The following is a 24,673-nucleotide window of genomic DNA, read 5'->3' as shown; positions in this document are numbered from 1 at the left end:
CTTGCATCTGCAGGAGCATCGGCGGACTCAATGTTCGCCGGGAACAGCGGTGCCGAAGCTCGGCGAGGAAGCCGGTTGATGCATGTCACCAAGCTCCTTTGTGTTCTGATTTTTTGCACGTTTTCATCGGCACAGTGCCATGGCGATGATAGGCTGACGTACTGCGCGCAAAGGTCTGCGCGGTCTGTCAAACCACAGTTTTTTCCGCGTTGAAAGCACAGCTTCAGCAAAGCGCGGACGAGGTTTTCCGAGGAGAGTCTCGCACTCGCCCTTGGTGCATTAGCGCCTCGAACTATCAAGATATAGCGTTGATTCGGGACGGGAGACATTGGTGTCGCGTGTATTAGCAACGGAAGCAGAAGTTTTGGCACTGTCGCCGGATGCTGCGTCATCCAAGGCGGCCAAGGGACTGCAGTCCCTGAGCAAATGGCCGAACACAGGCAGCAATGATGCTGCGGTCTGGGGGGAATGCCAGGGCAGCGGCAGCAAGCCGTATCAGACTCAGGTGGATCTGAGCGGGCCGGCCTTCAAGTGCTCCTGCCCCAGCCGCAAGTTCCCCTGCAAGCACGGGCTGGCGCTGATGCTGCTGCGCGCAGGCGGGCAGGTGCCAGAGGGCGGCGAGCCTCCGGAATGGGTCAGCAACTGGCTGGGTGGTCGTCTGCAAAAAGCCGAGCAGAAAGAGGCCAAGGCTGCCGCCATTGCCGCTGCGCCAGTGGCGGATCAGGAGGCTCTGGCCAGACAGCAGGCCAAGCGCGAGGACAAACGCTGGGACAAGGTTGCTGGCGGCATGCAGGAGCTGTCACTATGGATGCAGGACATGGTGCGCACCGGCCTGGCCAATCAGGCCGGCGACAGCCAGACGCGCCAGCACTGGAACACCATGGCGGCACGCATGGTCGATGCCCAGGCCACGGGCATGGCCGCGCGTATCAAGGAAGCCTGGGAGCTGGTGGACAGCCACCCGACCTGGCCGCGTGACCTGCTGGTGCAGCTTGGCCATTGGCAGCTGCTGGTGGACGCGGTGCAGCGGCGTGATTCGCTGAGCCCCGAGGTGAAGGCCGACGTCATGGCTGCCCTGGGCTGGCCCATGGACAAGGCTGAAGTACAGGCCCGTGGCGAGACCATCAGCGACGATTGGCGGGTGCTGGGCCAGCGCCTGATCGAGCGCGAGGGTCGCCTGCTGGAGCGCCGCGTCTGGTTGCAGGGCCTCAATACCGGCCGCGCGGCCCTGCTGCTGGACTATGCCCAGGGCGGGCGCGGTTTCGAGATGGCCTGGGTGAGCGGCGGAGCCTATCGCACAGCCTTGAGCTTCTATCCTGGCAGAGCGAGCCTGCGGGCGGTCGCCGTCAATGCGGCTGAAGCACTCGACAACTGCGATGCTGCAGCCCTGACGCTCAAGGCTTTGGGCAAACCGTTGCTGCAACTGGGCGAGCGCATTGCCGCCAATGCGCTGCAGCCGGTGCAGCCGCTGTGGTGTGCGAATGCCCAGCTGCTGTATGCCGAGGGGCAATGGCTGGTGGGCTGGCCCACAGGGCAGAGCCAGCCGGCGCCGGTGCCGGCGGTGATTGCCGATGACGAAGCCTGGCGGCTGCTGGCGCTAAGCGGCGGCACGCCTTTGGCCCTGTTTGGCGAGTGGGAGTCCGGGCCGCAACTGGGGCGCTGGCGCTTGCTCAGTGCGTGGCAGCAGGATGCTCAGAGCCAAGCCTTGTCCCCCATCTGGCAGAACCAAGGAGAGATGTCATGAGCAGCGCCAATTTATGGGCTGCGCTGCAGCAGTCAAGTCTTGTCGGCGCGGACAGGCTGGCCGTGCCTGCGGTGTTGACCGCGCAGGTCGATGCCGCAGCCAGCGCCGGTCTGCAAGCCATGCAAGCCGCCTGGCTGCAGCCGGCTGCATCAACGGCTGCACAGGTGCTGAGGGCCAGTGCCGTCGCCGCCGTCTTGGAGCGCGCGGGCTGGCAACCCGGTGCGCAGATTCGGCTCAGCGCACCTTTGAGCTCCCCGGCATTGCCTGCCGACGAGTCTCGCCGTGCGCCCGATGATGAGCGCTTGCATGGTCTGATGCGTGATGTGCTGCAGCATGGGCCCGAGAGCATGCTGGCTCCGATGTTTCACGCCCTCGATCAGGCTGGACAGCGCTTGCCTTATGCGCTCCTGGTCGAGGCTTTGAACGAGGGGCGCCGCTCGGTGGAGTTGCGTACCTGGCTGACGCCGGTGCTGGGAGAGCGAGGACGCTGGCTGGCCGGGCTTAACCCGCAATGGAGCTATGCCAGCGGCGTGCAGGAGACGGCCAATGCCGAGCTGATCTGGCAGGAGGGCTCCATCGAGCAGCGTGTGGCGCTGCTGCACAGCGAGCGTGAGACCGATGCAGACCAGGCGCGCGCCAGACTGGAAGCCAGCTTGAAGGAGCTCAATGCCAAGGAGCGTGCGCCCATGGTGCTGGCCCTGGGCGTTGGACTGTCCATGGCGGACGAGCCGCTGCTGGAAAGGCTGCTGACCGATCGCAGCAAGGAGGTGCGTGAGAACGCGGCCCGTCTGCTCTCGCGTCTGCCGCAAAGTGCGCACAGCCTGCGTATCACGGGCTGGCTGCAGTCCATGCTGAGCCGCAATGCCAAGGGGGAATGGCAGATCGAGCCGCCCGAGGAGGGCAGCAAGGACTGGGAGCGCGACGGCATTGCGCTGCAACCGCCCGCTTATATCAAGGGCGTGAAAGCCTGGTGGCTGCAGCAGATGGTGGAGCTTGCGTCCATCGATTTCTGGCTGCAGACCCTGGAGATGACGCCCGAGCAGCTCTGGGACTGGAGCCGCCGCAGCGACTGGAAGACCGCTTTGCGCCAGGGCTGGCTGGCGGCCCTGCGCGATCAGCCCGATGTGCGCTGGATTGCACTGTTGCAGACCATGGAGCGCGATGCTCGGGCTGGAGCGCTGCTGCCGGCCCTGCTGGAACGGCTGAGCCAGCACGAGCGCGAGGCGCTATGGCAGGCGCAGTTGCAGCAGGCCAAGGGAAGCCTGGTGGACCGCATCAACACCATCGAGAGCAGCATGCCGGTGGTTGGCGTGTTTTCTCAATCCATGTCTGAGCAACTGATGGACGCTCTGGACAAGGCGCTGGGCGGCAAGCAGGCCACAGGCAACTGGCATAGCTGGCAGGGCGATCAGGCCGTGCTGGCCTGTGCGCGCCGACTGCATCCGACCGTTCTGTCGCGCTTTGTGCGACTCTGGCGTCAGCCAGCACAAGTGGAGGAACTTGCCGTGCCGCAGCAGCATCCCGAGGCAGCAGCCCCGGCAGGGCTGGCCGGGCTCTGGAAAAAGCTGGTATCCAAGGTGGCCGATGCGGCCGAAGAGGCCGCCGCAGTGGCTGCGGAAAGCGCCCTGACGCCCGAACAACAGGCGAGGCTGGAGCGCGCCCGTCTGCGTCCCTGGGATGACGAGCGCGTGCTCGAGCAACTCAACCGTATCGTCGATCTGCGCCTGGCCCTGCATGCCGCACTGAGCGCCTAAGCCTTCGATTTTTTCTGCATTCAACCGAAAGTCATCATGAGCCAAGTACTACGTCAGCACGCCGAGGTGCAATTTGCCGAAGAACTCGATGCCCTGCAGAAGGTGGACGATCGTCCGCGCCCGCCAAACTGGAAGCTCTCGCCCTGGGCCGTGCTTCAGTATCTGATGGGAGGCAAGCTCAGCAACGGCTTTGAGCTCAGCCCGAAATACATCGGCAATTCGCGTCTGATGGAGATTGCCGTGTCCACGCTGGCCACCGACCGTGCCTTGTTGCTGTACGGCGTGCCAGGCACGGCCAAATCCTGGGTGTCCGAGCATCTTTCGGCGGCCGTGAGCGGCGATTCGACCATGCTGATCCAGGGCACTGCCGGCACCAGTGAGGAGCAACTGCGCTATGGCTGGAACTATGCCCAGTTGCTGGCCCATGGCCCGTCCGAGAAGGCGCTGATTCCCAGTCCACTGGTCAATGCCATGAAGCTGGGCAAGATCGCGCGCATCGAGGAGCTCACACGTATTCCCGCCGATGTGCAGGACACGCTGATCACGGTGCTGTCCGAAAAGACGCTGCCTGTGCCGGAGCTGTCCATGGAGTTCCAGGCCGTGCAGGGCTTTTCGGTCATTGCCACGGCCAATAACCGCGACAAGGGTGTCAACGAGCTGTCTAGCGCCCTGAAGCGCCGCTTCAACACCGTTGTGCTGCCTGTACCGGCCTCGCAAGACGAGGAGGTGCAGATCGTCACCAAGCGCGTGGCCGAGCAGGGGAGGGCGCTGCAGCTGCCAACCGAGCCGCCCGCGCTGCAGGAGGTGCGCCGTGTGGTGCAGATCTTCCGCGAGCTGCGCCACGGCCAGACCGAGGATGGCAAGACCGTGCGCGTGAAGTCGCCCAGCTCCACGCTGTCCACGGCGGAAGCCATCTCGGTCATCAACAGCGGCATGGCGCTGGCCGGCCATTTCGGCGATGGAGTGCTGCGCGCGGCCGATGTGGCCTCGGGCCTGCTGGGAGCTGTGATCAAGGACCCGGTGCAGGACACGGTGGTGTGGAAGGAATATCTGGAAACAGTGGTCAAGGAGCGTAGCGACTGGAAGGATCTGTACCGCGCCTGCCGCGAGCAGATCTGACGTACTTCCCGGGACTTTCCCATTCTTTTCTCCTGTGACTGCTGATCGAGCCCATGGCCACTTCCGCTGACAACGTCCATTTCTTCGGCATACGCCACCACGGCCCGGGCTGCGCTCGCAGTCTGCTGCAGGCGCTTGAGGCCTTGCAGCCCGATTGCCTGCTGGTGGAAGGTCCGCCCGAGGGGGAGGCGCTGCTGCCCATGCTGCAAAGCGCCGAGCTGCGCCCGCCCGTGGCCATGCTGGTCTATATGCAGGACGAGCCCAGCCAGGCCGCGTTCTATCCGTTTGCCGAGTTCTCACCCGAGTGGCAGGCATTGCAGTGGGCCAGTCGCCGGAGTGTTGCAACCCGCTTTATTGACCTGCCCCAGACCCATGGCATGGCCATCGAGTTTGCGCGACGCGAAGCGCTGAAGAAGGCGGCTCAGGCAGCCGAGGACGCTGTGCTGTTGGAGGCTGTTCCGGACTCCGAGCAGGCAGCCGCAGAAGCGCCGGATGGAGCGCAGGCCACGACGCTGGCCGATATGCAGGACGGCGACGAGCATGAGCTGCAGCAGGATCTCCCGCCATCGGCCTCGCGGCACCTGCACCGCGATCCGCTGGACTGGCTGGCCCATGCCGCAGGCTTTGACGATGGCGAGAGCTGGTGGAACCGTCTGGTCGAGGAGCGAGGCGACAGCGAAGCACTGTTTGAAAGCATTGGCGAGGTGATGGCGGCAGCTCGCGAAGAGCTGGCCAAGGACGGCGAACATTGGCGCGGCGAGGAATACATGAAGCGCGAAGCACTGCGCGAAGCCCATATGCGCCAGTGCATTCGCGAGGCGACCAAGGCCGGTCACCAGCGCATTGCCGTGGTCTGCGGTGCCTGGCATGTGCCGGCGCTCAAGGCCAGCGTGACGGCCAAGGCCGACAGTGCTTTGCTCAAAGGCTTGCCCAAGGCCAAGGTGCTTGCGACCTGGGCTCCCTGGACTTATCGCAACCTGGCCAGCAGCAGCGGCTATGGCGCTGGCGTGACTTCGCCGGGCTGGTACCAGCATCTGTGGCAGTGCTATCAGCCGCCTCCGGATTTGGAGTCAAATCAGCCTCAAATGCTTGATGGTAAAGAGAAAGCAGCTATCAAAAATGTGGTTTCTCCGGCCACGCTGCGCACAGCGGGCTGGCTGACGCGCGTGGCCCATCTGCTGCGCGACAAGGATCTGGACTGCTCCAGCGCTCACATCATCGAGGCCACGCGGCTGTCCGAGAGTCTGGCGGCGCTGCGCGGTCAGCCCATGCCTGGCCTGGACGAAATCAACGAGGCCATCGTCACCGTGATCTGCATGGGCGATGACGCATCGCTCAGGTTGATCGAGGAGGAACTGACCGTCGGTCATGTGCTGGGCCAGGTGCCTGCCGATGTTCCCCAGGTGCCGCTGCAGCGTGATATCGAGCAGCAGCAGAAGTCGCTGCGTCTCAAGCCCGAGGCGGCCAGCAAGCTGCTGGCGCTGGATTTGCGCAAGGATACGGATCTGGCACGCAGCCATTTTCTGCATCGTCTGCGCCTGCTCGGCATTGACTGGGGCGCGCGCGCCACCGATGCCCAGCGCAATCGAGGCACTTTCCGCGAAAGCTGGCAGCTGCAGTGGGAGCCCGAGCTGGCGGTGCGCATCATCGAGGCCAGCGTACACGGCGCGACCGTGGCCCAGGCAGCCACGGCCAAGCTGCGAGCCCGCCTGACGCCCGAGACCTCGCTGCCCGAAATCGCGCAGGCCATCGACGATGCGTTGCTGGCCGATTTGCCGCAGCTGGTCGAGGCCCTGATCGCCACGCTGGCCCAGCGTGCAGCCACCACGGGCGATGTGGGCCAGCTGTTGCAGGCCTTGCCGCCGCTGGCCAATGTCTATCGCTATGGCAGTGTGCGCCAGACGGATACGGCGCTGCTGGCCGGCGTGATCGATTCGCTGGTGCTGCGCGCTGCCATCGGCTTGCCCGTGGCCTGCATGGCCATGGATGAGGATGCGGCGGCCGCCATGAAGACCAAGGTGCTGGCGGCGCACGAGGCACTGCGGCTGCGAACCAGCGACGGCCAGGCGCAGCAGGCGGTGGATGCCTGGCGCTTGGCACTGCGCAGCCTGGCCATGGGGGATGCCGCAGCGGCGCTGCTGCGCGGCATGGCCTGCCGCTTGCTGCTGGACGAGCAGTTGCTGGAAAGCGCTGAAATCGTGCGTCAGTTCAACCGCAATCTTTCGCTGGGTGCGGCCCCCATGGATGTGGCGGCCTGGCTGGACGGTTTTCTGAACCAGCAGGCGCTGGTGCTGCTGCATGACGAGTCCATCTGGGGGGCCGTCGATGCCTGGCTCAGCGCTCTGGGCGAGGTGCAGTTTGCACAGATTCTGCCGCTGGTGCGGCGCAGCTTCTCGGCCTTTAGCAATCACGAGCGGCAAAGCCTGGGCGACAAGGTCAAGCGAACGCCTGTCGGAGGCGCTGCGGCACCGGGTCCCGCCATGGGCGCCGCGGACGATGCCGCTCCCTGGGATGAGTCGCGTGCCTTGCTGGCCTTGCCCGTGCTCAATGAGCTGCTGGGCTTGAATCTGCCTCAGGCGCTGATGGGCCAGGCCCAGGCAACTACCGATTTTGATGCGGCTGCGGCCAAGGTGTGACCATGAAGCAAACAGCAAATATGGCGACTGAGCCGCAACAGGAATCCGAAGAGCTGCAGCCCACTACGCGGATGCAGCGCTGGCGCATGGTGCTGGGCAGCCCCGCTGACGCCAGTTGCGGCGGTGTGACGGGCCGTTTGCAGGAGATGGACAAGGCGCTGGCCGCCTTGTATGAGGAAGACAGCAAGCTGGCATCGCGCAAGGGCGGACGCGGCAACTCCTCGCCTTCGGTATCGCGCTGGCTGGGCGATATCCGCAAATACTTTCCGAGCCAGATCGTGCAGGTCATGCAGCGCGATGCCATGGAGCGCCTGAATCTGCGTGAGCTGCTGCTGCAGCCTGAGATGCTGGAGAACGTGCAGCCCGATGTGCATCTGGTGGCGGACCTGATTTCGCTGGGCTCGGTGATTCCGCAGAACACCAAGGCCACGGCGCGGCTGGTGGTGCGCAAGGTGGTGGACGAACTGATGAAAAAGCTCGAGGAGCCCATGCGCAGTGCGGTGGCCGGGGCACTGGATCGCAGCCAGCGCAACCGCCGCCCGCGCCATGCGGAGATCGACTGGAATCGCACCATACGCGCCAACCTGCGCCATTGGCAGCCCGAGTACAAGACCATTGTTCCGGAGACGTTGATTGGCTATGGGCGCAAGGCGCGCCGACCGCAGCGCGAGGTGATCCTGTGCATTGACCAGAGCGGCTCCATGGCCAACTCGGTGGTCTATTCCAGCATCTTCGGTGCGGTGATGGCCAGTCTGCCGGCCGTGGCCACCAAGCTGGTGGTGTTTGATACGGCCGTGGTCGATCTGACGGAGAAACTCGACGATCCCGTCGATGTGCTGTTTGGCGTGCAGCTGGGCGGTGGCACCGATATCAATGGTGCGGTCGGCTACTGCCAGGGGCTGATCAGCGAGCCGCGCAACAGCATTCTGGTGCTGATCTCCGACCTTTACGAAGGCGGTGTGGAGTCGGGCCTGCTGCGCCGCGCCAACGAGCTGGTGGAAGCGGGCGTGCAGTTCATCACGCTGCTGGCGCTCAGCGACGAGGGCGCTCCGGCCTATGACGCGGAACTGGCGGCCAAGCTGGCGGCTCTGGGCGTGCCCTCGTTTGCCTGCACCCCCGATGCCTTTCCGCAGCTCATGGCGGCGGCCATCCGCCGCGACGATGTGGCCGCCTGGGCGGCGACGCAGGGCTTCAAGACCAGCAAATAGGAAGACTGAGGAAGACTGCCCGAAGAAGACTGCTTGTTGGGGCTCAGTCCGGCAGCACGACGCCGAGCTTGGCCAGCTTGGCGGCCATCACATCACGGCGGCGCGCGGCCTTGGCAGCGGTTTCGCTGACCGTTGCAATGGTCTTGGGGCCTTTGCCCGCAGCGGCTTTGACCAGCTCGGCCTTCTTGGCGGCCTCTGCGGCAAGTTTGCGGTAGCTGGCAATCAGTTCGGCATGAGCGATGGCTTGAGTCACAGGGTTTCCGTTCGGTAAGGGCGCTCATTGTCGCTGCAAAGCCAGGACCCCGTGCCGAACGCGCGCTGGTTGGCAATTTCCTGTCGCACTCGTGGCACGGTTTGCAGGCATGATGGCGACTTTGCAAACCACCGGGAGAAGCGATGGCAGGTGCCGGCCTTTTGATGTTGCTAGACGATATTGCTAGCTTGCTGGACGACGTGGCCTTGATGACCAAGACTGCCGCAGGCAAGAGCACGGCGATTCTGGATGATGTGGCCACCCAGACCAAGGTGGCGGTGCAGAAGACGGCCGGCGTGCTGGGCGACGATCTGGCCCTCAACGCCGAGCAGGTCACGGGTGTCAAGGCCAGCCGGGAACTGCCCGTGGTCTGGGCTGTGGCCAAGGGCTCGTTGATGAATAAGGCTATTTTGGTGCCCGCAGCGCTGTTGATCAGCGCCTTTGTGCCCTGGTTGATCACGCCTTTGCTGATGGTGGGGGGCGCGTTTCTGTGCTTCGAAGGCGTGGAGAAGATCCTGGATCTGTTTCACAAGCACCAAAAGCATGATGCGCATGACGCCGTGGTGGATGCCGAGGAGGCTGCCCATCAAGGTGTTGCACCTTCATCGGTGCGTGCCGCGCGTGAAAAGCAGATGGACCCGATGGAGTACGAAAAGCAGAAGGTCAAGGGTGCCGTGCGTACGGACTTTATTCTGTCGGCCGAAATCATGGCGATCGCGCTGGGTACGGTAGCCACCAAGCCCATCTGGGAGCAGGCTGCGGTGCTGATCGCCGTGGCTCTGGGCATCACCGTGTTCGTCTACGGACTGGTGGCCGGCATTGTGCGCATGGATGATGTGGGCGGCTGGCTGATGGCCAGGAGCAGCAGCGCTGCCAAGGCCATGGGCCGTGGTCTGATTGCTTTTACCCCGTGGCTGATGCGCGGGCTGTCCATCGTGGGCACGGCCGCCATGTTCATGGTGGGCGGCAGCTTGCTGGTGCACGGCATAAAGCCTGTCGAGCATTGGATAGAGCAGGCGATTGTGCCCACGGGGGGTATGGTTGCAATGCTGGGACCGGTGTTGGTGCATGTGCTGGTTGGGGGCGTCATTGGCGGTGCGGTTGTGGTGTGCGTGGAGCTGTGGCACAAGCTGCGACCAGCCGGGGTGGCTCATCCGAAGTGACGAATACCATCACTGGTGACGTAAATTTTTGCGCTTCATCAGTATCTTGGGCGGACGTGGCCTATGGGCAACGTCCGCTTTTTTCTTTGCGGTGTTGGTGTGCGGGTTGACATGGGACAAACCCGTGTGGCAGCGGCTTTGTTTCAATGGATGCCAAGGGATGCAAAGCATTGCACTCACCCAATTCTTCAAGGAAAGAACCCATGAAAAAGACTCTGATCGCGATTGCTGCCGTTGCCAGTGCCCTGACTGCCGGGACCGCTTTTGCCCAATCTTCGTTTGACGGCTCCAGCCCTTGGCAGGTTCGCGTGCGCGCTCTGCATCTGGACAGCGACAACGGTGGCGCTGCTGGAGACGCTGGCGTGAGCATCAACAACAAGTGGATGCCTGAACTGGACGTGTCCTACTTCTTCACGCCCAACATCGCGGCAGAGCTGGTGCTGACCTATCCCCAAAAGCATGATGTGCGCCTGAATGGCGGCAAGATCGGTTCGCTCAAGCATCTGCCCCCCACCTTGCTGGCGCAGTACCACTTCACCAACTTTGGGGCCTTCAAGCCCTATGTGGGTGCAGGCGTGAACTACACACGCTTCTCGAGCGTGGACATCCTGGATGGTGCCGTGACCGTGAAGAAGAACAGTTTTGGCGGCGCGCTGCAGGTCGGCTTCGACTATGCGCTGGACAAGAACTGGTCACTGAACTTCGATATCAAGAAGGTGTATTTGGGCACCAAGATCACAGGTGCAGGCGTGTTTGAAAACACCAAGTTCAAGGTTGACCCATGGCTGGTGGGTGTGGGTGTGGGCTATCGCTTCTGATAGCTTCACGGCAAAGAGTGTTCTTGTCTGCGGCCTTCTTCCCGCAGGCGAGGCACGCACCGCAGGCTCTGCGGTGCATCGGGGTCATCAGGTCGGCATGGCCTGATGACTTCGGAGGCTAGGGTGTATGTTTAGATCGGTATTCCGCCAACGCGGGGTACCGATTTTTTTTGCTGAATTCTTTGAGCAGTATTGACTTTGTCAGCATTGCTGCATGCGCATGCAGTAAAAGAATCGCTGGCTTCAGTCCTACTTCTGCCGATTGCCGGCCGCGCTAGGCTGAGGGCCTAAGGCAGGCTTGGCAGTGATGGCGCGGGCAGTGGCTGCATCGCGCGATCGGCTCATCAGGAGGATCAGCATGCGCGCGATACCGGACAGGCAGGCAGCATCAATAGAGTTTGCATCACGCGCAGGGCGCATTCCATTGCCTCTGGCGACCTCGTTGAGACCTCCACAGCTTCAGGGCGAGAGTTGCACCTTTATGGATGCGTATACCCCCTCCACGCTTGTGCGCTGTGAACTGGCGCAGGGGCTGATGCAGCGGCAGGCGCAGATTTCCCCCAAGTTCCTATATGACGCGCATGGCTGCGCCCTGTTTGAGCAGATAACCCAGCTGCCCGAGTACTATCCCACAAGAACCGAGGCGGCCATCATGGCTCGCTACGACCTGGAGATCGCCCAGGCCATGGCGGGTTGCCAGGTGCTGATAGAGCTGGGAGCGGGAAATTGCGAAAAGGTGCGACGCCTGTGTCGCAGCGTGGGGCCGCAGCAGTTTCTCGGGGTGGATATTGCGGTCGAGTTTTTGCAGGCCGCTGTGGCGAGGCTGGAGCATGACTTTCCGCGGCTTACGGCTCGTGCGGTTGCGGCGGATTTCACGGGGGACTGGCATCTGCCGTCAGGCGTGCCGCAGGCGCGGCGTGAGCTGTTCTATCCCGGCTCCTCGATCGGCAACTTCGATACACAGCAGGCTTTGCATATGCTCAGACATATGCATTCGCTCGTGGAGGGCGACGGCGGTCTGCTCATTGGTATCGATCTGCCCAAGCCGGTACCGATTCTGTTAGCGGCTTACGACGATGAGCAGGGCGTCACAGCCGAATTCAATCTCAATGTGCTCAATCATGTGAACCGTCTGCTGGGCAGCGATTTCAATCTTCAGGACTGGGCGCATGAGGCGCGCTTCGACAGCCGGACATCGCGCATAGAGATGCATTTGCGCGCCCGTCGCCCCGTCATGGTGTGCTGGCCTCAGGGCCTGCGCTATTTTGCTCAGGGCGAGACCATCCATACGGAGAACAGCTACAAATACCCGCTGTCCGATTTCCTCTCCATGCTGGCTTGCGCAGGATTTGCCGAACCCAGGGTCTGGACCGATGAGCAGAAATGGTTTGCCGTCATTCATGCCCATGCCTGAAGCCATGGTTCTGCCCCTTTTCGTCTCGTCTGAGGCATGGGACTGGACGGCACTGGCGCAGCAGTTCGCGCAGGTGAGGGCCTGCACGCAAAAGCTGGCAGCGCCATTGTCCGCCGAAGACGCCTGCGTGCAATCCATGCCCGATGCCAGTCCTGCCAAATGGCATCTGGCCCATACCAGCTGGTTCTTCGAAACCTTTGTACTGGCCGTGCATCAGCAGGAGTATCAGGTTTTCGATGCCAGCTATCGCATGCTGTTCAACTCCTACTACCAGCAGGTGGGGACACGCTATCCGCGAGCTCAGCGGGGTTTGTTGACCAGGCCGGCTCTGGCACAGGTCATGGCCTATCGCACTGTGGTGGATGAGCAGATGCTGGCGCTGATGGCCGCCATGAAAGAGACAAGCCCGACGACGCAGGAGGCCGTTGCTCAGCTCGTCACATTGGGTCTGCAGCACGAGCAGCAGCATCAGGAGTTGATGCTCACCGACATCAAGCATTTGCTTTCTTGTCACCCACTCTGGCCTGCTTATGCGACAGGTGGGGGGGCAGAGGGGAATTGCGTGCAGGCCTATGCCGATATCACTTGGCAGCCACTTGAGGCGGGCATCTACAGCATAGGTCATGGCGGCGGCAGCTTTGCGTTTGACAATGAAATGCCCAGGCACAGCGTCTATGTGCAAGCCGCGCAGATTGCATCGAGGCCCGTGAACAATGGCGAGTTTCTGCGCTTTGTGCTGGATGGTGGCTACAGTAAGCCGCAATGGTGGCTGGCCGAGGGCTGGGACTGGTGCCAGGCACAGCAACTGAGCCACCCCTGGTACTGGAGGCAAGCTGAGGATGCTTCAGGTGATGTGGGCTGGCAGGAGTTCAGCCTGTATGGCGTGACGGCTCTGCATGCGCTGAGGCCTGCCTGTCATATTTCCTATTTCGAGGCCGATGCCTATGCGCGCTGGGTCGGTGCGCGCCTGCCGACGGAGATGGAGTGGGAGGTGGCAATGAGCGCGCATGACTGGCCTGTGTCCTCGTCAGTAGGGCACGCCAGCCTGCATCCTGAAATCTCAGGCGCTCATCATGGGATGGCAACTGGCCAGGTCTGGGAGTGGACGCATTCGTCCTATGCCGCCTACCCGGGCTTTCGCGTGGCCGAGGGTGCCGTGGGTGAGTACAACGGCAAGTTCATGGTCAACCAGTATGTGCTGCGCGGAGGCTCCTGCCTCACGCCTGCCAGTCATGCGCGGCTGACCTATCGCAACTTCTTTCCCGCAACGGCTCGCTGGCAGATGACGGGGCTGCGCCTGGCGCGCGATGCCTGAGGCCGCGCGCCAGAGTTGGACGCCTTTTCAGACCCGTTCCAGCGCCTGGTTCAGGTCGGCCAGCAGATCGTCGATATGCTCGATGCCCACGGACAGGCGCACCATGCCTTCGGTCACGCCGGCCTTGGCCAGCTCTTCGGCATCCAGCTGGCGGTGGGTGGTTGAGGCGGGGTGGGTCGCCAGCGACTTGGCATCGCCGATATTGACCAGGCGCGTGAACAGCTGCAAGGCATCCAGGAAGCGTGCACCGGCCGCACGGCCTTCGTTGCCTTTGAGGCTGAAGGAGAGAATACCGGAGGCGCGGCCGCCAGACTGCTTTTGCACGATGGCGTGGTCGGGGTGGTCCTTGAGCCCGGCATAGCGCACCCACTCCACTTTTGGGTTTTGCTGCAGGATTTCGGCAATCTTCTGCGTGTTTTCGCAGATGCGGTCCATGCGCAGGGCCAGGGTTTCGATGCCCTGCAGAATCTGGAAGGCGTTCTGCGGCGAGATGGCAGCGCCCATGTTTCGCAGCGGAACGACGCGGGCGCGGCCGATGAAGGCGGCGGGGCCCAGCGCTTCAGTGTAGACCACGCCGTGATAGCTGACGTCGGGTTCGTTCAGGCGCTTGAAGCGGGCCTTGTGCTCCGCCCAGGGGAACTTGCCGCTGTCCACGATCGCCCCGCCAACGCTGGTGCCGTGGCCGCCCAGGTATTTGGTCAGCGAATGCACGACGATGTCTGCGCCATGTTCAAACGGGCGCAGCAGATAGGGAGAGGGCACGGTGTTGTCGACGATCAGCGGCACACCATGCTGGTGGGCCACATCGGCCAGCGCACGGATATCGGTCACATTGCCCAGCGGGTTGCCGATGGACTCGATGAATACCGCCTTGGTCCTGCCGTCGATCAGCTTGCCGAAGCTGGCCGGATCGCGTGGATCTGCAAAGCGCACCTCGATGCCTTGCTGCGGGAAGGTGTGGGCAAACAGATTGTAGGTGCCGCCGTAGAGCGTGCTGGCAGACACGATGTTGTCGCCCGCTTCGGCCAGGGTCTGGATGGCGGCGGTGATAGCGGCCATGCCTGATGCAACGGCCAGTGCGGCAATGCCGCCTTCGAGCGCCGCGACGCGCTTTTCCAGCACGTCGGTGGTGGGATTCATGATGCGCGTGTAGATATTGCCCGGGACCTTCAGATCAAACAGATCGGCGCCATGCTGGGCGCTGTCAAACGCATAGGCCACCGTCTGGTAGATGGGCACGGCCACAGCCTTGGTGGTGGGGTCGGGGGAATAGCCGGCATGTACGGCGAGTGTCTCTATGCGCATGTGTGTGTCTCTTTGGCAAGTTATTCGAACGCCACAGCCAGAGCTTTGGCGTCATTGATTATGGACAGGACGCTGATTCAGGCGAACGACCTAATGGCTATGTGCTTATGCCAGAGTGAAGGCGAGCGCTGTATTGGAATATTGGAGATACTTCTCGCCGGAGAATGGATGACATTGAATTCACAGTTTCCTGCGCGGAGAACCTCAATTGGGCCAGCCTGCAGATTTGTACTTTGCCTTGATTGCACCGGCTTGCGTGGTGTTGTTCGGGTTTGCCCTGTTGGCTTGCTGGTATGTGCAACGCCGACAGCCGCGTGCGCTGTTTCTGCTCTGGCTGGTGGGCGGTTACGTGCTGCTCGCGACGGCTTTGGCTGCCCAAAGCCTGATGAGCAATGCGCAGCTGAGCCAGTTTGCCATGGCCACGGCATGCCTGTACCTGCTTGGTACCTGGTCGCTGGCGCAAGGGGTTTCACTTAGGCTGGGGTCTGCGGGGGCGAGTGTGCCCGGCGGCATTCTGATCGCTGTCGTCGCCCTGTCCGTGCTGTTCTATTTTTCCCGGATCGAGAATAACTTGTGGGTCCGCGTGCAGTGTCTGGCACTGGCGATGGCGCTGCAGCTGACCCTGGCCATACCGGCTTTTCTCAGGGCCGATTCGTCAAAGGACTGGCTGGAGCGCGCAGTGCGCTGGGCCTATGGGCTCAATGTATGCAATGCATTGTTACGGCCTGCGGCCGTCAGTCTGTTGCCTGTGCACGAAGTGCAGGAGCTGACCCGATCCGGATATTGGCTGCTCACCCAGGCCATAGCGCTTCTGTTTGCGATGTGGTTTGCTGTAGGACTGCTGGCATGCTCGGTCAGGGATGTGATGACGACATTGCGCGAAGAGCGCAACCGGGACTCTTTGACGCGCCTGCTCAATCGTCGCGCTTTCATGGAGGCTGCAGAGTCGCGTTTGGCCGATCAGCGGCTGGTGCCCTGGGCCGTGGTCGCTGTGGACATCGATCATTTCAAGTACATCAACGACAACTGGGGTCATGCAGCTGGCGATCAGGTGCTGCAGCACCTGGCACAACTGCTGACTCAGCAGGTCAGAGACTGTGATCTGGTTGCCCGCTTCGGCGGAGAGGAGTTCGTCTTGCTGCTTTCGCGAGTACAGCTGTTCGAAGCGCAAGCCATTGTGGAGCGTGTGCGTGAGCGCTTGCAAAGTCATGTGCTCGCAGGAATGCCTGCGCAAATGAGGGTGACAGCCAGTTTTGGCATTGCTGCACTCAGCTCCGCGCAGGATTTCGAGCAGGCACTGGCCCAGGCCGATGCGCTGCTCTACCAGGCCAAGAAGGCGGGGCGGGATTGCGTCATGAGCTCTGCGCAAGACGAGAGCCAGTCGCAATGGAGAATGATTGCCTGACCCCGCTATCAGGCCCAGAACTCTTGACGCCTTGCCTTCAGGATTCGGCTCGCGATCGGAGGCACGACACTTCAGGACCTCGGACTTCTGGGGGCGCGCCGTGGAAGAACGGGGAGGGCGCTTTCCCAGGTGGGCAGGTGCGCATAGATGACGGCCGGGGCATGGGCGTCATTGGCGGCATAGCGTCGCTGGGCCGGGCTGAGTTCTGCTGCGGCCCAGTTGGAGGTGGTGGTGCGCTTGGACTTGCGAAAGCTCTGCTGGAGTACCAGCGCTGCTGCAGCACGCACACCCACCGACGGGCCATAGCCCAGCCGCTTGAAGCGGCTGTCCAGATCCTGAATATTGATCAGCGGCGCTCCCAGCCTGCGGGGCAGGGAGTGTTTATCGTTATCGAGCCCGAAGCCGACCTTGCAGATATGTTCTGCAGCCAGCACCATGCGCGATACTTCCAGAGCCATGGGCCTGTGCAGCTGCAGCAGCCAGACCTGGCTGGCCGTGGCGAGCTGCACCAGATGAGGGCCGTTGTCCTGCTGGCCGATATTAAAGATGGGTTTGCTTTCCGTGTCAAAGCCGAGCACAGGCTCGGCATTCATGGCCTTGAAGGCGGCTTCAAATTCGGCTTCGGACTGCGGAAGGTGGATTGCATGTTCGGGCAATTCCAGAAACGGAGGGAGCAGGGCACTTTCGTCCTTGCTGGGGGCAATCAATCTGGGCATGCGGGTGATTACACAACAGCTTGGCTTGTCCCCAGATCATGTGGGCCGGTCTGTGGGTAATTCCGGGGAAATGTCTGCAAAGCCTTGCTCACAAAGGTATTGCATGTGTTGCTTAAATAAAAGGCAGTTTCAGCGGCGTGAAAAAGCGGGAGCGCGTTTTTCCAGAAAGGCGCTCACGCCCTCACGGCTATTGGTATGGCTGGCGCAGTCGGTGATGGCCAGGCGTTCGGCCTCGAGGTGGGCGGCCAGATCATGGCTGTGGGCGCTGTCGCAGAGCTTTTTGATATGGGCCAGAGAATGGGGAGCGCCTGCAGCCAGGTCTTCGGCCAGTTGAAGGGCCTGGGCAGCCAGAGCATCCGGCTCATGCAACTCGTCAAAGATGCCCATGCGCAAGCAGTCCTGGGCAGAGGCAGGACGGTTGCTCATCAGCAGGTACTTGGCCTTGGCAGCACCAGCCCTGCGGCTGAGGTAGTAGGAGGAGCCCAGATCCGGGCTCAACCCTATGGCCGAGTAACCACCGCGCAAGAACACCTTGTTGGAGGCCAGCACGATGTCAGCACACAGACCCAGGCCAATGCCGCCACCGCCCAGCGCACCCTGAATGGCGCTGATGACAGGCACGGGCATGGTGACCAGTGCGTGCATGGTGGGGTTGAGCAGGGCCAGAATTTCCGTGATCTGGCGGGGCAGCTGATTGCGGTTTTGCACGAACTCACGAATATCCCCGCCCACGCAAAATTGCTTGCCTGCAGCAGAGATCAGTACAGCGCCAATATCTGCCTTGCAGGCCTGTTGCACCGCAGCGGCCAGTGCATGGGCCATGGGGGTGCTGATGACATTGCCCTGGTCGGGCTGGTTCAGCACGATATGGCCGACGCCATTGCGCTGCTCCCATAAAACGAGTTCGGACATTAGGCGATCTTTCTTTCCTGGTTGGCCCAGAAGGGCGCGCGCAATGTGGTCTTCAAAATCTTGCCCGCGCCAGATAGCGGCATGGCGTCGATGAAGGAAACCCCACGCGGGCATTTGTAGTGGGCAATGCGATTCTTGCAGAACTGGATTAGCTCATCGGCCTCAAGCATGGCACCAGCTTTGCGCACGATGAAGACATGCACCAGCTCGCCCCATTGCTCGCTGGGCACGCCAATGACAGCGCAGGATGCGACGCCTGGATGGGTGGTGATTACGCTTTCCACTTCCACACTGTAGACGTTCTCGCCGCCAGTCACGATCATGTCTTTGAGGCGATCGACGATGAAGACATAGCCCTCGTCATCCATGCGGCCGCCATCGCCCGTGTGCATCCAGCCGTTGCGAATGGCAGCGGCAGTCTCGGTAGGCTTGTTCCAGTAGCCCAGCATGACGCCGGGGCCGCGAACAACCACTTCTCCCACCTCGCCCCGTGCCACTTCCTGCCCGTCGGGGTCCACGATACGGACTTCGGTGCAGACCGTGGCGCGTCCGGCGCTGCGATGGCGGCCTTGGGTCCGTCCCTCCTGTCTGTGCATTTCGGGGCTCAGAACCGTGGCGACCGGGGCCAGCTCCGTCATGCCATAGGCCTGGGTGAAGCCGACGCTGGGAATGGTCTTCATGGCCCGGTCCAACAGACCTTCGGAAATGGGCGACGCCCCATACAACATGTTCTGCAGCGAACTCAGGTCATATTGATGGACATCCGGGTGGTCCACCAACATCTGAATCATGGTGGGTACCAGCAGCAGGTCGGTGATCGATTCTGTGGAAATAGCCTGAAGAACGGCCACAGGATCAAAGCGCGGCACCATGACATGGCAGCCACCAGCAGCCAGCAGCGCATTCATGAAGGCACCGTCTGCCAGATGAAACATGGGCGCAGCATGCAAACCGACGCTGCTGCGACGTGCCGTGTTCTCGCAGACGCCGGAGATGGCGTTTGTGTAGAGATTGCGATGGCTGAGCATCACGCCCTTGGGCGTGCCGGTGGTGCCACCGGTATAGAACACACCGGCCAGATCATCTCCGCCACGCAAGGCGTCTTCCACCGGCGCGGTATTGGCAACCAGTGCCTCATAGGAAAGCATGCCTTCGGGAGCCGGGCCATCACCGATGTGGATCAGCGTCTGCAGGGCTTGTGCACTCTTTCGGATTTCAGGAATCAGGGGCAGAAAGCTGTCATCCACCAGCAGGACATGGGTGTCACAGTCGTCCAGTGAATAGGCGATCTCTGCAGCACTCCATCGGATATTGATGGGGTTGACGGCAGCGCCCGCCCAGTAGGTGGCAAGGTAGTACTCCAGATACCAGTCGGAGTTCAGGCCGAGGATGGCCACGCGGTCGCCCGCTTGCACGCCCAGTGCGCGCAAGGCGCCAGCAAAGCGGGCCACACGCTCGCCCAACTGCACAAAACTGCGTCTGCGACCGTTGTAGATCGTGGCAGTGGCGTGGGGCTGCTGCTGTATGGAGCGGCGCAGATTTTGCGTGAGATACATGACAGGCCTTCCAAGGTCAGTGTGTTGGAGAAAAGAGCGGGTCTTGAGCCCTGCTTATGAAAACAGGCGTCTGGCGATCAGGTCCTTCATGATTTCATTGGCACCGCCGTAGATCTTCTGGATGCGTGCATCGGCATACATCCGGCCAATCGGGTACTCCTCCATATAGCCATAACCGCCGAACAACTGCAGGCACTCGTCGATGACGCGGCACTGCTGTTCGCTACACCACCACTTGGCCATGTAGGCGGCCTCGTTTTCCAGCGTGCCATCCAGCAGGCGCTGTATGCAGTCGTTGACAAAGCTGCGCACCACATGGGCAGTGGTGGCGCATTCGGCCAGCTTGAAACGCGTGTTCTGGAAGTCGGCGATCGTCTGGCCAAAAGCCTTGCGCTGCTGCGTGTACTCCACCGTCAGCGCCACGGCCATTTCGATGGCGGCGGCGGCTCCCACGCCAAGCAGCATGCGTTCATAGGGCAGCTGGCCCATCAGCTGCTTGAAGCCCTGGCCTTCGGTGCCGCCCAGCAACTGAGAAGCAGGAATGCGCACGTCTTCAAAAAACAGTTCGGCTGTGTCGGAGATATGCTGGCCTATCTTGTCCAGCCTGCGTCCAACGCGAAAGCCGGGCAGGTTCTCGGTCTCCAGCACCACCAGAGATACACCGCCGCTGCCGGCATCACCCGTGCGCACGGCCACTACCAGCAGATTGGCGGTGAAACCGTTGGTGATAAAGGTCTTGGAGCCATTGATGACATAGTGATCCCCATCAGGCTCAGCGCGTGTGCGCATGGCTTTCAGGTCGGAGCCCATGCTGGGCTCGGTCATCGCAATGCCGGCCAGCATCTCGCCGCTGCACAGCTTGGGCAGCCAGCGCTGCTTTTGCTCGGGCGTGCCATAGGTGTCTATGTAATGGGCGGTGATGGTGTGCACGCTGGTGATGGCGTGAATCTCGGCCTTGGTAAGCTCTTCCTGCACCACTAGCTGATAGGCCAGGTTGCCACCGCCGCCGCCCCATTGCTCGTCCATCTCGGGCAGCAGAAAGCCATGTTCGCCAAAGCCGCGCCAGGTCTCGCGCGGCACATAACCCTGAGCGCGCCAGGCGGGGACATGGGATGCCAGCTCGCGCTCGATGTAGCGGCGCACCTGCTCCCGGAAGGCGTCGATCTCGGCATCCATCCAGTCATGTTGAAAGGGTTTGGGCAGCAGCATGTTCAGACCCCTGTCAGGCCGCCGGTACACATCAAGGTCTGGCCGCTGATGTAGTCCGACTCAGGTTGGCAAAAGAGGTAGACCGCACCCGCTGCTTCGTCGGGCGTGCCGGCCCGACCCAGGGGAATCGTCTGCTCCATGGCGGCCATCAGGCCGGGGTTCACGCCTACCTTGATATCGCGGCCCTCGATGTGGGCTGTCTCGCCATTGGCTGCGGAGTTGGTCAGCCTTGTCTTGATGAGCCCGAATGCCACGCAGTTCACGTTGACGTTCATGCGTCCCCACTCCTTGGCCAGCGTCATGGTCATGCCTGTGATGCCGGCCTTGGCCACGGAGTAGTTGGTCTGGCCCGCATTGCCGAACAGACCCGCCACCGAGGAGATATTGACCACCTTGCGCATGACGCGCTGGCCAGCTTCCAGCTCGGCCTTGGACAAGGCCTTGATGACGGGCTGGGCCGCACGCAGTATGCGAAACGGCGCTGTCAGATGGCAATCGAGAATGGCATACCACTGCTCGTCGCTCATCTTCTGGATGACGCTGTCCCAGGTGTAGCCGGCGTTGTTGACGATGATGTCCAGGCCCTGGTATTTCTGTTCGGCGGCGCCGACAAAGCGCTCGGCAAAGTCGGTGTGGGTGACATTGCCCACACAGGCAATGGCCTCGCCGCCCATTTCGCGTATCAAGGCCAGAGTCTCATTGGCGGGTTCGGCGTCGAGGTCGTTGATGACCAGGCGTGCGCCTTCGCTGGCCAGCTTGAGGGCGATGCTGCGGCCTATGCCGCGGCCAGAGCCCGAAACCAAAGCCACCTTGCCGTCGAGTTTTCCTGTCATTGCTGTCTCCTTGAGGGAATCAATACGCTCTCAGGGCAATCTGATCCAGGCATCGCCCGCGATCTTGGTCTGGCCATGCTGGTTGCTGCTTTGCACCTCGATGCGGACGCCGCGGTCCGCATCGCGTTTTTCCACGATGCGGCCCGTGCATGAGGCCGCATTGGCAAGATGGGTAATGCCCTGAAAGCGCACATCGAAGCGGCGCAGCCGGGACTGTGGCGCCCAGTTGGTCAGCAGCCGACCCAGCCAGGCCATGCCAAGCATGCCGTGCGCAAACACATCGGGCATGCCGGCCTTGCGCGCAAAGTCGGTGTCGATATGAATAGGGTTGTGGTCGCCTGAGGCTCCGGCAAACAAGGCCAGTGTGGTGCGATTGATCGGGGGCAGGTCGAGAGCGGGCAGTACATCTCCAACCTGGACCTCGTCGTAGCGAGGGGTGTTCATTGCCAGCCCTTTCTAGTTGCGAACCACGATGACGGAGCGCATTTCTGCCACCAGCTCGTTGTTCTGATTGACGGCGCGCGATGACTTCACGACAAATTCCAGCGCACCGTTCTTCTTGCTGTAGATGTCATCGATCCTGGACAGCACCGTGATGCGGTCTCCGGCGCAGGCGCTGCGGTGATAGCAAAAGCTTTGCTCACCATGCAGGATCTTGGCGATCGGGATGTTCAGGGTTTGCAGGAGCAGGTCGGACGTGCCACTGTCCATTTCCGCCGCAAACAAAAAGGTGGGGGGCGCGGGCAGGTCCGGGTAGCCCGCTGCGCGGGCGGCCTCCAGGTCGGTATAGACGGCATTGCTCTCACCGATGGCCTTGGCAAAGAAACGCAGGCGACTGCGGTCGAGGCTGAGTTCGGAAGAGGGCAGAACATGCCCTATCCATTGGGGGTCAATCATCGGCAGCTCCTTCAGACGCGCTCGTAGAGGGTGACCACACAGGCTCCACCGAGGCCGAGGTTGTGCTGCAGCGCCAGGCGGGCATTGGCAACCTGCCGCTGGTCGGCGCGGCCGCGCAGTTGCTGCACCAGCTCCGTGCACTGGGCCAGGCCGGTGGCGCCCAGAGGGTGTCCCTTGGACAGCAGGCCGCCCGACGGATTGGTCACAAACTTGCCGCCGTAGGTGTTGTCGCCGTCGCAGACAAACTTTTCCGCACCGCCCACGGGGCACAGGCCCAGGGCTTCGTAGGTCAGCAGTTCGTTTTGCGCAAAGCAGTCATGCAGCTCCACCACGTCCACGTCCTGGGGACTGATGCCCGCCTGCTCATAGACCTGGCGCGCAGCGTCCTGTGCCATGCTGAAGCCCACTACTTCGCGCATATCGTGAGCCTCGAAGGTCCTGGGGCTGTCCGTGGTCATGGACTGAGCGCGGATGCGCACGCTGTGATCCAGGCCATGCTTGAGCGCATAGGCTTCGGACACCAGCAGGGCGGCTGCCGCGCCGCAGGTGGGTGGGCAGGCCATGAGCCGGGTCATCACGCCCGGCCACATCACGGGGGAGGCCATGACCTCTTCCTCCGTAACCTCGGTGCGAAACAGGGCCACGGGATTGCGCGCTGCATGGCGGCTGGCCTTGGCGCGGATCTTGGCGAAGGTGGAAAGCTGCGTGCCGTACTGCTCCATATGCGCCTTGCCTGCTCCGCCGAAGTAGCGCAGGGCCAGTGGCACGCCGTTGTCGCCGACCAGGGCATCGGTTTCCGCTTCGAACCGGTCAAAGGGGCTGGGCCGGTCGCTGAAGACCGAGCCCAGTGCACCAGGGGTCATCTGTTCGAACCCCAGGGCCAGCACGCAGTCTGCAGCGCCGCTGGCCACGGCCTGGCGTGCCAGGAACAGTGCAGTGGAGCCGGTAGAGCAGTTGTTGTTGACGTTGACGATGGGAATGCCGGACATGCCCACCTCATACAGCGCTCTCTGACCGGCGGTGGAGTCACCGTAGACATAGCCCACATAGGCTTGCTGCACTGCGTCATACGCGAGGCCTGCATCTGCCAGCGCCAGGGACGTGGCGCTGGAGCCCATCTGGAAGTAGGGATCACTCTTTCCGGGCTTGGCAAATGGAATCATGCCTACGCCGGCAACAAACACATCGCGACTCATGAGGGCTCCTTGGGAAAGTGGCAAGCAGATGTCGAGCAATGAGGGCCATCGTAGGATTTACCGATGCGCAAACCCATTGCCGAGCGCATCTTTCGTATGTCAAAAGACCTCAAGGTGATCTTTTCATGGCTGCTGCTTCTATCGTTCCTTTCACGATCTCCATGGCGTTGGTGCGAGGTATTGCTGCCGGGGTGAGAAGACGAGGGCATGACTGCGAGGAGCTGCTGCTGCGTGCAGGCATAGCCCCTTTGCTGTTGGCGCAGGAAGGCGCCAGAGTCACGGCAGACCAGTATGTGGCGCTGATGTGGCGAGTGGTGGAGATGTTGGGAGACGAGGCCATGTGCCAGTTCTCCAGACCGCTCAAGCGCGGCAGCCTGGAGCTGATTGCCCGTCAGGCCCTTTCAGGGCACGGAATGGAGACCGCGCTGCAGCGCATGTGCCAGGCCCATGTGCTGCTGCAGGACCAGGTGGATGTGCAACTGGTGCGTGATGGAGCGCTGGCTGGCATTGTGCTGCGCCCGGTGGGGAATGAGCCGCTGCCCAATTTCCTCTATGAGTTTTCCCTGCGTGTGCTGTGGCGGCTTACTGCCTGGCTGATGGGCGGTACGCTCAAGGTGCAGCACTTTGACTTTGCCTTCGGGCAGCCCGATTACGCCAACGACTACGGCGACACCTTTCCTGCGCCTTTGCATTTCGGCCTGCCGTTTTCGGCATTCTGGTTTGACGCGCGCAAGCTCGCCCGTGTCTGCAGCCGCGACGAGCAGGCTTTGCAGACCTTTGTGGCCAGTTGGCCGGCGGCGGCCATCATGCCGCCGCGTACCGGAGAAGGTGTGGATGCCCGCGTGCATGCCCATTTGCTGCAGTCGCGTCCGCAGTGGGCAGGGCTGGAAGCCACGGCCGCCGAGTTGAACATGTCGGCCCCCACGCTGCAGCGCAAGCTGGCTGCTGCAGGCACCTCCTTTCAGGCCATCAAGGATGAGCTTCGCCGAGACATCGCGGTCTCTCGGCTGGGGACCAGCAAAGTCAGCTTTACAGAGCTGGCTGCAGACCTCGGGTTTGCCGATGCGGCGGCCTTTCAACGTGCATTCAAGGGATGGACGGGCAGCTCTCCCGGCCTTTATCGCGCCAGGTCGGTCGAGAGCTGATTTCTTGAAAACCCTTGCGTGAAAGCCCTAGTTATTTTTACAGAGCAAATGATTGGTAAAAATAAAAAAGGCCGA

21 protein-coding genes are annotated in these 24,673 nt (G+C 62.1%); 11 read left to right on the top strand and 10 right to left on the bottom strand.

All coding sequences use genetic code 11. The features are described from left to right. The first annotated feature begins 364 nt into the window (after window positions 1-364). The 5 genes from QYQ99_RS02830 to QYQ99_RS02810 are packed head-to-tail and all read left to right on the top strand — an operon-like array spanning window position 365 to window position 8,461. Window positions 365-1,744 carry an SWIM zinc finger family protein gene (locus tag QYQ99_RS02830; protein ID WP_302091337.1) on the top strand — a complete coding sequence of 460 codons (1,380 nt, stop codon included), beginning with the start codon at window positions 365-367 and terminating at the stop codon, window positions 1,742-1,744. Beyond that, a complete protein-coding gene (locus QYQ99_RS02825) occupies window positions 1,741-3,498 on the top strand; it encodes a DUF5691 domain-containing protein (RefSeq protein WP_302091336.1) in 1,758 nt (585 codons plus the stop codon). The genes QYQ99_RS02830 and QYQ99_RS02825 overlap by 4 nt, the downstream gene beginning before the upstream one ends. A 36-nt stretch (window positions 3,499-3,534) precedes the next feature. Continuing rightward, complete coding sequence (locus QYQ99_RS02820; protein ID WP_302091335.1) at window positions 3,535-4,617, top strand: ATP-binding protein; 1,083 nt, start codon at window positions 3,535-3,537, stop codon at window positions 4,615-4,617. Between the two features lie 53 nt (window positions 4,618-4,670). Next, the gene (locus tag QYQ99_RS02815) at window positions 4,671-7,253 is read left to right on the top strand and encodes a DUF5682 family protein (protein ID WP_302091334.1); all 2,583 of its coding nucleotides are present in this window, start codon (window positions 4,671-4,673) and stop codon (window positions 7,251-7,253) included. Between the two features lie 2 nt (window positions 7,254-7,255). Further along, window positions 7,256-8,461 carry a VWA domain-containing protein gene (locus QYQ99_RS02810; protein WP_302091333.1) on the top strand — a complete coding sequence of 402 codons (1,206 nt, stop codon included), beginning with the start codon at window positions 7,256-7,258 and terminating at the stop codon, window positions 8,459-8,461. A 43-nt stretch (window positions 8,462-8,504) separates the two neighbouring features. On the opposite strand, the gene QYQ99_RS02805 is transcribed toward QYQ99_RS02810, so the two are convergent. After that, a complete protein-coding gene (locus QYQ99_RS02805) occupies window positions 8,505-8,714 on the bottom strand; it encodes a hypothetical protein (RefSeq protein ID WP_302091332.1) in 210 nt (69 codons plus the stop codon). Window positions 8,715-8,857: 143 nt separating this feature from the next. Between QYQ99_RS02805 and QYQ99_RS02800 the strand changes: the two genes are divergently transcribed. From QYQ99_RS02800 to egtB, 4 genes are all read left to right on the top strand, one after another. Next, the gene (locus QYQ99_RS02800) at window positions 8,858-9,877 is read left to right on the top strand and encodes a DUF808 domain-containing protein (RefSeq protein ID WP_302091331.1); all 1,020 of its coding nucleotides are present in this window, start codon (window positions 8,858-8,860) and stop codon (window positions 9,875-9,877) included. A gap of 203 nt (window positions 9,878-10,080) precedes the next feature. After that, entirely contained in the window at window positions 10,081-10,695 is a 615-nt protein-coding gene (locus QYQ99_RS02795) for an OmpW/AlkL family protein (protein ID WP_280031332.1), read from the top strand. A 481-nt stretch (window positions 10,696-11,176) separates the two neighbouring features. Then, window positions 11,177-12,109: an L-histidine N(alpha)-methyltransferase gene (gene egtD, locus QYQ99_RS02790; RefSeq protein ID WP_302091330.1), complete on the top strand. Its 933-nt coding sequence runs from the start codon at window positions 11,177-11,179 to the stop codon at window positions 12,107-12,109. After that, the gene (gene egtB / locus QYQ99_RS02785) at window positions 12,096-13,424 is read left to right on the top strand and encodes an ergothioneine biosynthesis protein EgtB (RefSeq protein ID WP_302091329.1); all 1,329 of its coding nucleotides are present in this window, start codon (window positions 12,096-12,098) and stop codon (window positions 13,422-13,424) included. Before egtD ends, egtB begins: the two co-directional genes overlap by 14 nt. A gap of 27 nt (window positions 13,425-13,451) precedes the next feature. Here the strand turns inward: egtB and QYQ99_RS02780 are convergent, their stop codons facing one another. Beyond that, window positions 13,452-14,729 carry an O-acetylhomoserine aminocarboxypropyltransferase/cysteine synthase family protein gene (locus QYQ99_RS02780; RefSeq protein WP_302091328.1) on the bottom strand — a complete coding sequence of 426 codons (1,278 nt, stop codon included), beginning with the start codon at window positions 14,727-14,729 and terminating at the stop codon, window positions 13,452-13,454. A gap of 208 nt (window positions 14,730-14,937) precedes the next feature. Here QYQ99_RS02780 and QYQ99_RS02775 point away from each other — a divergent pair, with 208 nt between their 5' ends. Continuing rightward, a complete protein-coding gene (locus QYQ99_RS02775; protein WP_302091327.1) occupies window positions 14,938-16,134 on the top strand; it encodes a GGDEF domain-containing protein in 1,197 nt (398 codons plus the stop codon). 71 nt (window positions 16,135-16,205) lie between these two features. Here the strand turns inward: QYQ99_RS02775 and QYQ99_RS02770 are convergent, their stop codons facing one another. The 8 genes from QYQ99_RS02770 to QYQ99_RS02735 all read right to left on the bottom strand — a co-directional run bounded on the left by QYQ99_RS02770 (window position 16,206) and on the right by QYQ99_RS02735 (window position 23,453). Then, window positions 16,206-16,850, bottom strand: a complete 645-nt coding sequence (locus tag QYQ99_RS02770; protein ID WP_302091326.1) for a 3'-5' exonuclease — start codon at window positions 16,848-16,850, stop codon at window positions 16,206-16,208. A gap of 129 nt (window positions 16,851-16,979) precedes the next feature. Then, window positions 16,980-17,762, bottom strand: a complete 783-nt coding sequence (locus QYQ99_RS02765) for an enoyl-CoA hydratase/isomerase family protein (RefSeq protein WP_302091325.1) — start codon at window positions 17,760-17,762, stop codon at window positions 16,980-16,982. Next, window positions 17,762-19,318 (bottom strand): acyl-CoA synthetase, encoded by a 1,557-nt coding sequence (locus QYQ99_RS02760; RefSeq protein WP_302091324.1) that lies wholly within the window; start codon window positions 19,316-19,318, stop codon window positions 17,762-17,764. Before QYQ99_RS02760 ends, QYQ99_RS02765 begins: the two co-directional genes overlap by 1 nt. A 54-nt stretch (window positions 19,319-19,372) precedes the next feature. Further along, entirely contained in the window at window positions 19,373-20,527 is a 1,155-nt protein-coding gene (locus tag QYQ99_RS02755; protein ID WP_302091323.1) for an acyl-CoA dehydrogenase family protein, read from the bottom strand. A 2-nt stretch (window positions 20,528-20,529) separates the two neighbouring features. Next, a complete protein-coding gene (locus QYQ99_RS02750) occupies window positions 20,530-21,360 on the bottom strand; it encodes an SDR family NAD(P)-dependent oxidoreductase (RefSeq protein WP_302091322.1) in 831 nt (276 codons plus the stop codon). 30 nt (window positions 21,361-21,390) lie between these two features. Continuing rightward, a complete protein-coding gene (locus QYQ99_RS02745) occupies window positions 21,391-21,804 on the bottom strand; it encodes a MaoC family dehydratase (protein ID WP_302091321.1) in 414 nt (137 codons plus the stop codon). A gap of 12 nt (window positions 21,805-21,816) precedes the next feature. Next, window positions 21,817-22,257 (bottom strand): MaoC family dehydratase N-terminal domain-containing protein, encoded by a 441-nt coding sequence (locus QYQ99_RS02740; protein ID WP_302091320.1) that lies wholly within the window; start codon window positions 22,255-22,257, stop codon window positions 21,817-21,819. 11 nt (window positions 22,258-22,268) lie between these two features. Further along, the gene (locus tag QYQ99_RS02735) at window positions 22,269-23,453 is read right to left on the bottom strand and encodes a lipid-transfer protein (protein ID WP_302091319.1); all 1,185 of its coding nucleotides are present in this window, start codon (window positions 23,451-23,453) and stop codon (window positions 22,269-22,271) included. A gap of 125 nt (window positions 23,454-23,578) precedes the next feature. On the opposite strand from QYQ99_RS02735, the gene QYQ99_RS02730 reads away from it, so the two are divergent. After that, complete coding sequence (locus QYQ99_RS02730) at window positions 23,579-24,598, top strand: AraC family transcriptional regulator (RefSeq protein WP_302091318.1); 1,020 nt, start codon at window positions 23,579-23,581, stop codon at window positions 24,596-24,598. The last annotated feature ends 75 nt before the right edge of the window (window positions 24,599-24,673 follow it).

The organism is Comamonas testosteroni (assembly GCF_030505195.1).
Lineage (GTDB): Bacteria > Pseudomonadota > Gammaproteobacteria > Burkholderiales > Burkholderiaceae_C > Comamonas > Comamonas testosteroni_G.
The sequence above is the reverse complement of the archived record's forward strand: the minus strand, read 5'-3'. Positions and strand labels throughout refer to the sequence as shown.

What these genes read in the sequence shown, in the direction of transcription:
- QYQ99_RS02825 (WP_302091336.1), top strand. Translation starts at nt 1,741, where the DNA reads ATGAGCAGCGCCAATTTATGGGCTGCGCTGCAGCAGTCAAGTCTTGTC.
- QYQ99_RS02820 (WP_302091335.1), top strand. Translation starts at nt 3,535, where the DNA reads ATGAGCCAAGTACTACGTCAGCACGCCGAGGTGCAATTTGCCGAAGAA.
- QYQ99_RS02815 (WP_302091334.1), top strand. Translation starts at nt 4,671, where the DNA reads ATGGCCACTTCCGCTGACAACGTCCATTTCTTCGGCATACGCCACCAC.
- QYQ99_RS02810 (WP_302091333.1), top strand. Translation starts at nt 7,256, where the DNA reads ATGAAGCAAACAGCAAATATGGCGACTGAGCCGCAACAGGAATCCGAA.
- QYQ99_RS02800 (WP_302091331.1), top strand. Translation starts at nt 8,858, where the DNA reads ATGGCAGGTGCCGGCCTTTTGATGTTGCTAGACGATATTGCTAGCTTG.
- QYQ99_RS02795 (WP_280031332.1), top strand. Translation starts at nt 10,081, where the DNA reads ATGAAAAAGACTCTGATCGCGATTGCTGCCGTTGCCAGTGCCCTGACT.
- egtD (WP_302091330.1), top strand. Translation starts at nt 11,177, where the DNA reads ATGGATGCGTATACCCCCTCCACGCTTGTGCGCTGTGAACTGGCGCAG.
- egtB (WP_302091329.1), top strand. Translation starts at nt 12,096, where the DNA reads ATGCCCATGCCTGAAGCCATGGTTCTGCCCCTTTTCGTCTCGTCTGAG.
- QYQ99_RS02780 (WP_302091328.1), bottom strand. Translation starts at nt 14,729, where the DNA reads ATGCGCATAGAGACACTCGCCGTACATGCCGGCTATTCCCCCGACCCC.
- QYQ99_RS02770 (WP_302091326.1), bottom strand. Translation starts at nt 16,850, where the DNA reads ATGCCCAGATTGATTGCCCCCAGCAAGGACGAAAGTGCCCTGCTCCCT.
- QYQ99_RS02765 (WP_302091325.1), bottom strand. Translation starts at nt 17,762, where the DNA reads ATGTCCGAACTCGTTTTATGGGAGCAGCGCAATGGCGTCGGCCATATC.
- QYQ99_RS02760 (WP_302091324.1), bottom strand. Translation starts at nt 19,318, where the DNA reads ATGTATCTCACGCAAAATCTGCGCCGCTCCATACAGCAGCAGCCCCAC.
- QYQ99_RS02755 (WP_302091323.1), bottom strand. Translation starts at nt 20,527, where the DNA reads ATGCTGCTGCCCAAACCCTTTCAACATGACTGGATGGATGCCGAGATC.
- QYQ99_RS02750 (WP_302091322.1), bottom strand. Translation starts at nt 21,360, where the DNA reads ATGACAGGAAAACTCGACGGCAAGGTGGCTTTGGTTTCGGGCTCTGGC.
- QYQ99_RS02745 (WP_302091321.1), bottom strand. Translation starts at nt 21,804, where the DNA reads ATGAACACCCCTCGCTACGACGAGGTCCAGGTTGGAGATGTACTGCCC.
- QYQ99_RS02740 (WP_302091320.1), bottom strand. Translation starts at nt 22,257, where the DNA reads ATGATTGACCCCCAATGGATAGGGCATGTTCTGCCCTCTTCCGAACTC.
- QYQ99_RS02735 (WP_302091319.1), bottom strand. Translation starts at nt 23,453, where the DNA reads ATGAGTCGCGATGTGTTTGTTGCCGGCGTAGGCATGATTCCATTTGCC.
- QYQ99_RS02730 (WP_302091318.1), top strand. Translation starts at nt 23,579, where the DNA reads ATGGCTGCTGCTTCTATCGTTCCTTTCACGATCTCCATGGCGTTGGTG.